Here is a 13,406-nt window from a genome sequence, read left to right as displayed (position 1 = left end):
GGAGGAATAATATTGTCAATTTCTAAGAAAAAAATAATAAGTGACTATAAAGAAAAATTTTTAGAGTTACATGGCAAAGAATTAAATGAGGGAACAAATATTCAGAAATATCAAGCTTTAGGAAGCTTGATAAGAGATTATATAGTAAAGGAATGGATTAATACAAATAAAAAATATTCAGACACAAAGTCAAAACAAGTTTATTATTTATCCATGGAGTTTTTACTCGGAAAATTATTAGGAGATTCATTGATGAATTTAGGAATAAGAGAAACTTGTAAGGAGGCTTTAAAAGAATTAAATATAGACTTAGAAATTTTAGAGGAAATAGAGCAAGATCAAGGTCTAGGAAATGGAGGGTTAGGAAGACTAGCAGCATGTTTTTTAGATTCAATGGCGTCGTTAGATATTCCAGGGCATGGTTGTGGAATAAGGTATAAATATGGTTTTTTTGAACAAAAAATAATTGATGGAAAGCAAGTAGAAGTTCCTGATAATTGGTTAAGTTCAGAAAATGTTTGGGAAATAAAGAAGCCAGATAAATCGGAAATTGTAAAGTTTGGTGGAGAAGTAAAAGTCGAAAATATAAATGGAAAATTGAACTTTATTCATGTAAATTATGAGCCAGTATTAGCTGTGCCTTATGATACACCTATAGTAGGATATGAAAATAATGTTGTAAATACTTTAAGGTTATGGAGTGCAGAACCTGTATCAAATGAATTCGATTTTTCTTCCTTTAGTAGAGGAGAATTTATTAAGGCTATGGAGTATAAAAATTCTGTGGAAGCAATTTCTTTAGTTTTATACCCAGAAGATTCTTTTTATGAAGGGAAGTTATTAAGATTAAAACAACAGTATTTTTTTGTATCAGCAGGAATTCAAAGTATAATAAGACATTTTAAGAAAAATGGTGGAAATATATTAGAATTAGATGAAAAAATAGCAATTCATATAAATGACACACATCCGACATTAGCAATTCCAGAACTTATGAGAATTTTATTAGATGAAGAAGGTTTATCTTGGGAAACTTCATGGAGAATAACAAAAAATATAGTTTCATATACAAATCATACTATATTATCAGAAGCATTAGAGAAATGGCCAGTAGACATGTTCAAATCATTACTTCCTAGAATATATATGATAGTTGAGGAAATTAATGAGAGATATTGCAATGAACTATGCAACAAGTATTCTGGACAATGGGATAAAATATCACGAATGTCTATTATAGGAGATAGCTATGTTAGAATGGCTAATTTAGCTATAGTAGGTAGCCATAGTGTAAATGGAGTAGCTAAGCTTCATACAGAGATATTAAAGAAAAAAGAAATGTCAGATTTCTATTATTTATATCCTAAAAAATTTAATAATAAAACTAATGGAATAACACATAGAAGATGGCTTTTAAAATCAAATCCAGAGTTAACTAAGCTTTTAAAGTCTACAATAGGATCAAGCTTTATTAAACACCCAACAGATTTAGAATTGTTTGAAAAGTATTTAGATGATTCAAATATTATAGACTCTTTAGCCCAAATAAAGGCTAATAATAAAAATAAATTAGCTAAAGAAATATATAAAACAAAAGGAATTATAGTAGATCTAAATTCTATTTTTGATGTTCATGTTAAAAGAATACATGCTTATAAAAGGCAAACGTTAAATTGTTTAAGAATAATGGATTTATATAGTTCAATTTTAGAAGATCCTAACCTGGATATAGTACCAAGAACCTTTATTTTTGCAGGTAAAGCAGCTCCAGGATATTATTTAGCCAAAAATACAATAGAGTTAATAAATTCAATTGCTGATAAAGTTAATAATGATTCTAGAGTAAAAGATAAGATTAAAGTGGTTATGATGGATAACTATAGAGTATCCTTAGCAGAAAAAATAATTCCAGCAACAGATTTAAGTGAGCAAATATCTACAACAACTAAGGAAGCATCAGGTACTTCTAATATGAAATTTATGATGAATGGAGCAGTTACAATAGCTACTTTAGATGGAGCCAATATAGAAATTAAAGATGAAGTAAAAAATGATAATATCGTAATATTTGGGTTAACAGCAGATGAGGTACTAAATTACTATAAAAATGGTGGTTACTCTTCATGGGATATTTATAACAATGATATTAGAATAAAAAAAGTAATGGATGACTTAGTAAATGGTACTTATAGTAGTGATTTAGAAAGATTTAGAGTATTATATGAAAACTTGTTAAATTATAATGATGAATTTTTTGTTTTAAAAGACTTTAATGATTATTTAAAAGCTCAAGATAAGGTAGATAAATTATATAGAGATAAAAATATATGGCAAAAAATATGTGGAACAAATATATCACATTCAGGAATATTTTCTTCAGATAGAACTATAAATGAATATGCAGTAGATATTTGGGGATCTGACGTCATATATAAAAATCTATAAGGAAGGAGAATGCTTATGGAGGATATAGAAATTTTTCATAATTCATGGGATATAAAATACAGAGCTCCATTTGGAGCAGTTGAGGTTGGTAGAAATGTATCACTAAGTATTATTTCAAATAAATATGTAATTTCTTATGTTCATTTAATTTTTTTCAATGGTGAGGAATTAGAGCTTCTGATGAAAAGAATTGATGAAGAGAAATTTGAAAAATACACTTTTAACATTGAAATTGACACAAGCAAGTTAAGAGGATTAGTAAACTACTATTTTAAAATAATATATAACAATGAAGTGTTCTATTATGGGAATAATGAAGAAGGGTTAGGTGGTAAGGGATCATTATATATTATGAATCCCAAGCCGTATCAAATTACAGTTTATAAGAAAAGAATCGTGCCGGAATGGTATAAGGAAGGACTAATATATCAAATATTTGTAGATAGATTTTTTAATGGAAATGATAATGGACTTATTAATAGACCTAAAAAAAATAGTTTTATATATAGTAATTGGTATGATGAACCAATGTATATAAGAGATAAAGATGGAGATATAGCTAGATGGGATTTTTATGGTGGAAATTTAAGGGGCATAATTAAGAAACTCCAATACATTAAATCTTTAGGGGTTTCTATTATATATATGAATCCTATATTTGATTCTGTAAGTAACCACAAGTATGATACTGGAGATTATGAAAATATAGATCAAATGTTTGGAACTAATGAAGATTTTAAGGAGTTATGTGAAGAGGCTAAAAAATTAGGTATTAAAGTAATACTAGATGGAGTTTTTAGTCATACTGGATCAGATAGTAAATATTTTAATAAGTATGGGAATTATGATAGCTTGGGCGCGTATCAGTCTAAGGAATCTAGATATTATAACTGGTATAGATTTTGGGAATATCCAGATAGTTATGAGTGTTGGTGGGGATTTAATAATCAACCCAATGTTGAAGAGTTAAATGAAGATTATACAAATTATGTAATTAAAGATGATAATTCTATAATATCAAAGTGGATGTCTTTAGGGGCAAGTGGATGGAGATTAGATGTAGCAGATGAATTACCAGACGAATTTATAGCTATGATAAAAGAGAAATTATTGTCTATTAACAATAAGAGCGTTCTTATTGGTGAGGTATGGGAAGATGCATCAAACAAAGTTAGCTATTCTAAAAGAAGAAAATATTTTTCAGGAGATGAGCTAGACTCAGTTACTAACTATCCTTTAAGGGATATAATTATAAGCTTTGTAAAGGGTGATATAGGTGCAGAGTATTTCAATAAAAGATTAATAAATTTATATGAGAACTATCCTAGAGAAAATTTTTATAGTTGTATGAATTTATTAGGAAATCATGATACTGAAAGAATTCTTACTATGTTTGATGAGAATATAGATTTATTAAAATTAGCTTTAGTTATGCAAATGACATTGCCAGGAGTTCCTTTAATTTATTATGGTGATGAAGCCGGGTTAAAAGGTGGAAAAGATCCTGAAAATAGGAGAACTTATCCGTGGGGAAAAGTAAATGAAGAAATATTATCTATTTATAAAGCTTTTGGGAAATTAAGAAATAGTGAAGAAATTTTAAAAAAGGGAGAATTTATACCAATAGTAAGCAATAGGGAATTTTTGACTTATGAACGTGCTTATAATGGTAAAAAAATAATAGTAATTATAAATCCAAATAATAAAAACGTAGATTATCTTATAAGGGAATCTCGTATAAAAGAGTATAGTTTAGAAAATAGTAATTGGTTTGAAAGGTTATATGATGAAAAAACTATAAATATAGAAGCATATGGCTTTAGGGTATTGAAATATAATTAATATTTTTAAATATAAATTTGTCTTTTATATATAAGGGAATATAAAGGATTTAGCGTAAACATAGAAGGGGATGGGAGTTTAATATGGGAAGAAAAGAGATTGTTGCTATGATTTTAGCAGGTGGACAAGGGTCAAGATTAGGAGTTCTAACAAAGCAATTAGCAAAGCCAGCAGTACCGTTTGGAGGAAAATATAGAATTATAGATTTTCCATTAAGTAATTGTTCAAATTCAGGGATATATACAGTAGGAGTTCTTACACAATATAGACCATTAGAGTTAAATTCACATATAGGGATAGGAGATCCGTGGGATTTAGACAGAAGGGATGGAGGGGTATCTATATTACCTCCATACCAAGAAGAAAAAGGTGGTATGTGGTATAAAGGCACAGCTAATGCTATTTATCAAAATATAGAATACGTAGATAGATATAATCCGGAATATATATTAATACTTTCAGGTGATCATATTTATAAGATGGATTATGACAAAATGTTAGACTTCCATAAAAAAAATAATGCAGATTCAACTATAGCTGTTATTGATGTTCCTATAAAAGAGGCAAGTAGGTTCGGAATAATGAATACAAGGGAAGATTTCTCAATTTATGAATTTGAAGAAAAACCTAAAAAGCCTAAAAGTACGAATGCTTCTATGGGAATATATATATTTAAGTGGGATGTATTAAAAAAATATTTAATAGAAGATGAGTTAGATAAAGATTCTAGCAATGATTTTGGAAAAAACATAATCCCTAGGATGTTAAATGATGGTAGAAAAATGATGGCATATCCATTTAAAGGGTATTGGAAAGATGTCGGAACTATTGATAGTTTATGGGAAGCTAATATGGATTTGTTAAAGCTTGATAACAGGCTTGGATTATATAACAATGATTGGAAGATATATTCAAGAAATCCAGTTAGCCCAGCACAGTATATAGGAGAAAAGGCCAGAGCAAAGGAATCTTTAATAGCAGAAGGATGTATTTTAAATGGAACAGTTGAAAATTCAATATTATCTCAAGGTGTTCATGTAGGAGAAAATACTATAATTAGAGACTCAGTAATAATGCCAAATGTTAAAATCGGAAATAATGTAATTATAGAAAAAGCAATAATCGGAAATGATGTAATTATAGGTGATGGAAATAAAATTGGTAACGGAAAAGAAATTTCAGTTATTGCGGCAGGTGAAATGATGCCATGTAAAACAGAAGTAGCTATAGATTCATTAGATATAAAAAGTATAGAAGAGAAAGTAAAGGAATATTGTTGTTAAGTATTTAATATGGAAAGATAAAAGGGCTAGAATTTAGGGAGGGAAATTTGTGAATAACTGTTTAGGAATTATAAATTTAGATGAAAACGAAAGTAGAATGGGTGAGTTGGTTAGGTATAGAACTTTAGCATCAGTCCCGATAGCAGCAAGATATAGAGTAATAGATTTTGTATTATCAAATATGGCTAATTCAGGAATAGAGGGAATAGGAATTTTTACTAAAAATAAATCTCGTTCATTAATAAATCATTTAACGAATGGAAGGCCTTGGGACCTTCATAGAAAGAAGGATGGTCTTAGAGTATTTAATTTTGGAGAATATGATCCAGAATATGATGATGTTCATAATTTTGTAGATAATATAGAATTCATAAAGCAAAGTAGAAGAGATTATGTTTTAATTGCTCCATCATATATGATATGTAATATAGATTACTCTGAAGTCATAAAATATCATAAGAATAGTAATAAAGATATAACAATAGTATATAAGAAAGTATTTGATGGGAATGAAAAGTTTATTGACTGTGATGTATTAAATATAAATAAAGATAGTAGAGTAATAAGTATTGGAGAGAATATAGGAAGAGAAAGTAACGCCAATATTAGTATGGAAATGTATATAATGAAAACTGAGGTATTCATTGATATAATTTATGATTCAATAAAGAGTGGAATGTATAGAAAAATAAAAGATTATATAAGTTCTAATTTAGATGAAATAGAAGTTGGTGCATTTGAATTTAAGGGATATTTAGCATGCATAAATTCATTAAAAGCATATTTTGATACTAATATGGATTTATTAACTAAATTAGTTAATAAAGAATTATTTTATGAAAATAAACCTATATATACGAAATCTCAAGATGAGGCACCGGCTCAATATACAAAAAGAAGTGATGTAACTAATTCAATTGTAGCTAATGGTTCATATATAGAAGGAACGGTAAAAAATTGTATAATAGGCAGAAGAGTTCATATATCAGAAGGAACTATTCTTGAAAATTGTGTAATAATGCAAAATACTGTAATAGGACAAAATGTAAAAATGGACAAGGTTATTGCAGACAAAGGAACATTAATAGATGAAAATCAAAATATAATGGGAACAGATAATCATCCTGTTACAATACAAAAATCAAGAGCAATTTAGAAAATGTATAATCTTTAAATAAAAAAGGAATCTTAAGTTTTAAATGAATTATATAAAATTTATTTAAGAAAGATTCCCTTTTTTATTGATAAAATAGAAGTCACAATAAAGTTCTTTAAAAAATTTCTTGTTTTATATTAATAATTAAATGAACACTTCTCCAAGTGTATCAATAGTAGTGAGATGAAGAAAATAAAAGAAAAAGTTATAAATTTAGATATTAATTTGAAAATATGGGTAATGATTTGAAAAACATAATATTTTATAAGTAGTATCATAAGTTTCGTTCCCAAGAGGAACAGATAAATCCACTAAACAAGTCGAGTTAGCTAATTAAACTTATTTTAAAAGTTTTTGAAAAAAATGTTGACAGAGATTTGAATAGATGGTAAGATAAGTGAGTCGCTTGAGGGCGATGAAGAAAATGGTCTTTGAAAATTGAACAGAATAAAAGTTAAGTAATAACCAGCAATTCTTTTGAGAGTCTTAAAAGACTCAAAGTAATTTGAGCAACAGATTAAACTTTTTAGTGAGAGTTTGATCCTGGCTCAGGACGAACGCTGGCGGCGTGCCTAACACATGCAAGTCGAGCGAGGGGAGTTTCTTCGGAAACAAACCTAGCGGCGGACGGGTGAGTAACACGTGGGCAACCTGCCTTGTAGAGGGGAATAGCCTCCCGAAAGGGAGATTAATACCGCATAACATTGCAGCTTCGCATGGAGCAGCAATTAAAGGAGTAATCCGCTACAAGATGGGCCCGCGGCGCATTAGCTAGTTGGTGAGGTAACGGCTCACCAAGGCGACGATGCGTAGCCGACCTGAGAGGGTGATCGGCCACATTGGGACTGAGACACGGCCCAGACTCCTACGGGAGGCAGCAGTGGGGAATATTGCACAATGGGGGAAACCCTGATGCAGCAACGCCGCGTGAGTGATGAAGGTTTTCGGATCGTAAAGCTCTGTCTTCAGGGACGATAATGACGGTACCTGAGGAGGAAGCCACGGCTAACTACGTGCCAGCAGCCGCGGTAATACGTAGGTGGCGAGCGTTGTCCGGATTTACTGGGCGTAAAGGGAGCGTAGGCGGACTTTTAAGTGAGATGTGAAATACCCGGGCTCAACCTGGGGGCTGCATTTCAAACTGGAAGTCTAGAGTGCAGGAGAGGAGAGTGGAATTCCTAGTGTAGCGGTGAAATGCGTAGAGATTAGGAAGAACACCAGTGGCGAAGGCGACTCTCTGGACTGTAACTGACGCTGAGGCTCGAAAGCGTGGGGAGCAAACAGGATTAGATACCCTGGTAGTCCACGCCGTAAACGATGGATACTAGGTGTGGGAGGTATCAACTCCTTCCGTGCCGCCGTTAACACATTAAGTATCCCGCCTGGGGAGTACGGTCGCAAGATTAAAACTCAAAGGAATTGACGGGGGCCCGCACAAGCAGCGGAGCATGTGGTTTAATTCGAAGCAACGCGAAGAACCTTACCTAGACTTGACATCTCCTGCATTACTCTTAATCGAGGAAGTCCCTTCGGGGACAGGATGACAGGTGGTGCATGGTTGTCGTCAGCTCGTGTCGTGAGATGTTGGGTTAAGTCCCGCAACGAGCGCAACCCTTATTGTTAGTTGCTACCATTTAGTTGAGCACTCTAGCGAGACTGCCCGGGTTAACCGGGAGGAAGGTGGGGATGACGTCAAATCATCATGCCCCTTATGTCTAGGGCTACACACGTGCTACAATGGCAAGTACAACGAGATGCAATACCGCGAGGTGGAGCTAAACTATAAAACTTGTCTCAGTTCGGATTGTAGGCTGAAACTCGCCTACATGAAGCTGGAGTTGCTAGTAATCGCGAATCAGCATGTCGCGGTGAATACGTTCCCGGGCCTTGTACACACCGCCCGTCACACCATGAGAGTTGGCAATACCCAAAGTTCGTGAGCTAACCGCAAGGAGGCAGCGACCTAAGGTAGGGTCAGCGATTGGGGTGAAGTCGTAACAAGGTAGCCGTAGGAGAACCTGCGGCTGGATCACCTCCTTTCTATGGAGAAATCTAGTTAACAATATGATTAACTAGTAATAACTCAAAAGATATGGTATCTTAACTTCTGTTCAATTTTGAAGGACCAAAAGCCTTCAAAATTTTTGTTCTTTGAAAATTGCACATGAATTAAAAACAACTTAAGTGAGAATCTAAATTTATAATTTAGTTATTCGAACTTACTCCTGAAAGCATATGTGAACAGGAGTTTCAGATTAACGAAAGTTAATTGAGAAGTGACAACAAGCCAAGAATAATATTCTTTGTGAAAGTAAATTAACTCTTTGTAAAAGAGAACCGTATAGGTCAAGCTACAAAGGGCGCATGGTGAATGCCTTGGCATCAGGAGCCGATGAAGGACGTGATAAGCTGCGAAAAGCTTCGGGTAGGCGCACATAGCCAGTGATCCGGAGATCTCCGAATGAGGAAACTCACATGGGAAACCCCATGTATCCTGTAATGAATAAATAGTTGCAGGAAGGTAAACCCAGGGAACTGAAACATCTAAGTACCTGGAGGAAGAGAAAGAAAAATCGATTTTCTAAGTAGCGGCGAGCGAAAGGGAAAGAGCCCAAACCAGAGATTTATCTCTGGGGTTGCGGACAGAACATAAAATAAACTAATTTGTAACCGAAAATAACTGGAAAGTTAGGCCATAGAGTGTAATAGCCACGTAGGTAAAACAAAAAGGTTTAGAGTTCTGATCCAGAGTACCACGAGACACGTGAAACCTTGTGGGAAGCAGGGAGGACCACCTCCCAAGGCTAAATACTACCTGATGACCGATAGTGAAGCAGTACCGTGAGGGAAAGGTGAAAAGAACCCCGGGAGGGGAGTGAAATAGAACCTGAAACCGTGTGCCTACAACCGGTCAGAGCACCATATGAGTGTGATGACGTGCTTTTTGTAGAACGAGCCAACGAGTTACGGTATGTAGCAAGGTTAAGTACTTAAGGTACGGAGCCGAAGGGAAACCGAGTCTTAATAGGGCGAGTAGTTGCATGCCGTAGACCCGAAACCGGGTGACCTATCCATGGCCAGGTTGAAGCGGGGGTAAAACCCCGTGGAGGACCGAACCACGTTGCTGTTGAAAAAGCATGGGATGAGCTGTGGATAGCGGAGAAATTCCAATCGAACTCGGAGATAGCTGGTTCTCCTCGAAATAGCTTTAGGGCTAGCGTCGGATATGAGTAATGGAGGTAGAGCACTGAATGGGCTAGGGGGCGTATCGCTTACCGAACCTTATCAAACTCCGAATGCCATATACTATTAGTCCGGCAGTCAGACTACGAATGATAAGATCCGTGGTCAAAAGGGAAAAAGCCCAGATCGTCAGCTAAGGTCCCAAAGTGTAAGTTAAGTGGAAAAGGATGTGGGATTTCTAAGACAACTAGGATGTTGGCTTAGAAGCAGCCACTCATTGAAAGAGTGCGTAATAGCTCACTAGTCGAGAGATCCTGCGCCGAAAATGTCCGGGGCTCAAACTTACCACCGAAGCTACGGGCTCATCGTAAGATGAGCGGTAGAGGAGCGTCGTAATCGGGCTGAAGTCGTACCGTAAGGAGCGGTGGACTGATTACGAGTGAGAATGTTGGCATTAGTAGCGAGATGTGAGTGAGAATCTCACAGGTCGAAAATCTAAGGTTTCCTGGGGAAGGCTCGTCCGCCCAGGGTTAGTCGGGACCTAAGCCGAGGCCGATAGGCGTAGGCGATGGACAATCGGTTGATATTCCGATACCACTACAATCGTTATTATCGATGGTGTGACGGAGAAGGATAGGATGTGCTAGCGATTGGAAATGCTAGTCTAAGCGTTTAGGGAGTTGAAATAGGCAAATCCGTTTCAACAATCCTGAGGCGTGATGGGGAAGGCCATTAGGCTGAAGTATCTGATTCCATGCTTCCAAGAAAAGCATCTAGAGAGAGAAGTAGTGCCCGTACCGCAAACCGACACAGGTAGATGAGGAGAGAATCCTAAGACCAGCGGAAGAATTGCAGTTAAGGAACTAGGCAAATTGACCCCGTAAGTTAGCGAGAAGGGGTGCCTACGAGAGTAGGCCGCAGAGAATAGGCCCAAGCAACTGTTTAGCAAAAACACAGGTCTCTGCTAAAGCGCAAGCTGATGTATAGGGGCTGACGCCTGCCCGGTGCTGGAAGGTTAAGGGGAACACTTAGCGCAAGCGAAGGTGTGAACTTAAGCCCCAGTAAACGGCGGCCGTAACTATAACGGTCCTAAGGTAGCGAAATTCCTTGTCAGGTAAGTTCTGACCCGCACGAATGGCGTAATGACTTGGGCACTGTCTCAACTGCAAATCCGGCGAAGTTGTAGTGCGAGTGAAGATGCTCGCTACCCGCGATTGGACGGAAAGACCCCGTAGAGCTTTACTGTAGCTTAGCATTGAATTCCGATATTGTCTGTACAGGATAGGTGGGAGACTTGGAAACTAGGGCGTCAGCCTTGGTGGAGTCAACCTTGGGATACCACCCTGACAGTATTGGGGTTCTAACCGGACGCCATGAATCTGGTGACGGGACATTGTTAGGTGGGCAGTTTGACTGGGGCGGTCGCCTCCTAAAAAGTAACGGAGGCGCCCAAAGGTTCCCTCAGAACGGTCGGAAATCGTTCGAAGAGTGCAAAGGCAGAAGGGAGCCTGACTGCGACACCCACAAGTGGAGCAGGGACGAAAGTCGGGCTTAGTGATCCGGTGGTACCTCGTGGGAGGGCCATCGCTCAACGGATAAAAGCTACCTCGGGGATAACAGGCTGATCTCCCCCAAGAGTCCACATCGACGGGGAGGTTTGGCACCTCGATGTCGGCTCGTCGCATCCTGGGGCTGTAGTAGGTCCCAAGGGTTGGGCTGTTCGCCCATTAAAGCGGCACGCGAGCTGGGTTCAGAACGTCGTGAGACAGTTCGGTCCCTATCCGTCGCGGGCGTAGGAAATTTGAGAGGAGCTGTCCTTAGTACGAGAGGACCGGGATGGACTGACCTCTGGTGCACCAGTTGTTCCGCCAGGAGCATGGCTGGGTAGCTAAGTCGGGAAGGGATAAACGCTGAAAGCATCTAAGCGTGAAGCCCCCCTCAAGATGAGATTTCCCATAGCATAAGCTAGTAAGACCCCTTGAAGAACACAAGGTTGATAGGTCAGAGGTGTAAGTGTGGTAACATATTTAGCTGACTGATACTAATAGGTCGAGGGCTTGACCAAAACAATATGATGAAACTCAGCAGAGCTGAGTGAATTCGAGAAACGAAATCAAAGATTTTGGCTCTTATTCATGTGCAATTTTCAGAGAATATTCTCTGAAAAAAACTGTTGACAAATAGTTTTTGATACATTATAATAATAATGTAATCTGGTGATGATGGCGTAGAGGAAACACTCCTTCCCATTCCGAACAGGAAAGTTAAGCTCTACAGCGTCGATGGTACTGCATGGGAGACTGTGTGGGAGAGTAGAACGTTGCCAGGTAGACTGAGGATCTTTAGCTCAGTTGGTTAGAGCAACCGGCTCATAACCGGTAGGTCCGGGGTTCGAGTCCCTGAAGGTCCACCATATTTGGGGGTATAGCTCAGTTGGGAGAGCACTTGCCTTGCACGCAAGGGGTCAAGAGTTCGAATCTCTTTATCTCCACCAAAAGTTACGAATTAATTCGTAACTTTTTTTTAATTTCATACAATTAAATAGGAATAAACATGTCGAAATTTACTAAAAAATTTCTAAAATTTTAATTAGTTTTTAAGAGCTGTATACTATATAATTATATATGTGGAAGGTTTAATTAATTTAAGGTTAGCATTTTAAATTTAGATACATAAAATAATAAATATAAACAAGATGCTAAGTTAAAATCCTAATAGGGATAGGGAGTGTTTTTGTGGGGAATAAAAATGAGTTAGAACAGAAAATGATAGAATTAAAATTAGAAAAAAGGGAATTATTATTGGCTGGTAAAAATACTGAGAAAATAGATAAGCAAATAAAGGAATTAGAAAAGTCAATAGAAGAATTGAGCAATGTTTATAATTAGCATAGGTTTTATTTAATTTGGATTTAAATACAGGTAAGTATTTAAATCCTTTTGTTTTTATAATTAAATTTAGCATATATTAAATAGAAAATGCATATTAAATTTGTAAGGGATATTTTATATATTTCTTAAATGGATGAGAGGAGTAGGTAGTATATGATAAGAACTATGGTATGCCAAAAAGAGGGGTGCAGTGGAAATAGGTTTCGTATTCAAGCAGATGATGGGAAGATACAATTAACTTGTGATCAATGTAAAAGTAAATACTATATTGAAACAAGTAGTGATGATGTTATAATGTTACCAAATTGTTCAAAATGTAATAATGAGACATTTAAGATATTTAGAGATGTAAATAAAAAGGCTGTCTATGCAAAATGTACAGAATGTGGATCAGAGCCTGAAATGATGTATATTGATTCAGATGGAACTCAGGTATCTTATGAGGCTAAATTATTAAATGACATAAAGGAAGTAATGTCTTTAGTTGAACAAAGAATGTGTAATCTAGAAAGAAATGTCCAAGATCTAGAACAAGGACAGGATATGCTAGAACAATCATTAGCATATATAAACAGATATATAGTGGAAAGAGATTAATTTATAATA

Annotated in this window: 6 protein-coding genes, 2 tRNA genes and 3 rRNA genes; all 11 read left to right on the top strand. The window is 36.0% G+C overall.

The genetic code is table 11. The annotated features are described in order from the left end of the window. Window positions 1–9: 9 nt before the first annotated feature. The 11 genes from CP523_RS06820 (at window position 10) to CP523_RS06775 (ending at window position 13,397) form a co-directional block, all read left to right on the top strand. Window positions 10–2,445: a glycogen/starch/alpha-glucan phosphorylase gene (locus CP523_RS06820; protein ID WP_120140727.1), complete on the top strand. Its 2,436-nt coding sequence runs from the start codon at window positions 10–12 to the stop codon at window positions 2,443–2,445. A 15-nt stretch (window positions 2,446–2,460) separates the two neighbouring features. Beyond that, window positions 2,461–4,287 (top strand): glycoside hydrolase family 13 protein, encoded by a 1,827-nt coding sequence (locus CP523_RS06815; RefSeq protein ID WP_120140726.1) that lies wholly within the window; start codon window positions 2,461–2,463, stop codon window positions 4,285–4,287. An 83-nt stretch (window positions 4,288–4,370) separates the two neighbouring features. Beyond that, a complete protein-coding gene (locus CP523_RS06810) occupies window positions 4,371–5,570 on the top strand; it encodes a glucose-1-phosphate adenylyltransferase (RefSeq protein ID WP_066678995.1) in 1,200 nt (399 codons plus the stop codon). A gap of 49 nt (window positions 5,571–5,619) precedes the next feature. Further along, window positions 5,620–6,726, top strand: coding sequence for a glucose-1-phosphate adenylyltransferase subunit GlgD (gene glgD / locus CP523_RS06805; protein ID WP_120140725.1), 1,107 nt, complete (start codon window positions 5,620–5,622; stop codon window positions 6,724–6,726). A gap of 525 nt (window positions 6,727–7,251) precedes the next feature. Continuing rightward, window positions 7,252–8,766, top strand: a 16S ribosomal RNA gene (locus CP523_RS06800). Between the two features lie 304 nt (window positions 8,767–9,070). Then, window positions 9,071–11,974 (top strand): 23S ribosomal RNA (locus CP523_RS06795). 147 nt (window positions 11,975–12,121) lie between these two features. Continuing rightward, window positions 12,122–12,238 (top strand): 5S ribosomal RNA (gene rrf, locus CP523_RS06790). Together the 16S, 23S and 5S rRNA genes with 2 tRNA genes alongside form the textbook arrangement of a ribosomal RNA operon. 7 nt (window positions 12,239–12,245) lie before the next feature. Further along, a tRNA-Ile gene (locus tag CP523_RS06785) sits at window positions 12,246–12,322 on the top strand. A gap of 5 nt (window positions 12,323–12,327) precedes the next feature. After that, window positions 12,328–12,403: transfer RNA gene (locus CP523_RS06780), tRNA-Ala, on the top strand. Between the two features lie 241 nt (window positions 12,404–12,644). Then, window positions 12,645–12,797, top strand: a complete 153-nt coding sequence (locus CP523_RS15965) for a hypothetical protein (RefSeq protein WP_162925966.1) — start codon at window positions 12,645–12,647, stop codon at window positions 12,795–12,797. Between the two features lie 156 nt (window positions 12,798–12,953). Next, window positions 12,954–13,397: a hypothetical protein gene (locus CP523_RS06775; protein WP_120140724.1), complete on the top strand. Its 444-nt coding sequence runs from the start codon at window positions 12,954–12,956 to the stop codon at window positions 13,395–13,397. Window positions 13,398–13,406 lie beyond the last annotated feature (9 nt).

The organism is Clostridium septicum, from assembly GCF_003606265.1.
Classification (GTDB): Bacteria; Bacillota; Clostridia; order Clostridiales; family Clostridiaceae; genus Clostridium; species Clostridium septicum.
Note: the sequence above shows the minus strand (reverse complement) of the source record. Positions and strands in the feature narration are given on the sequence as shown.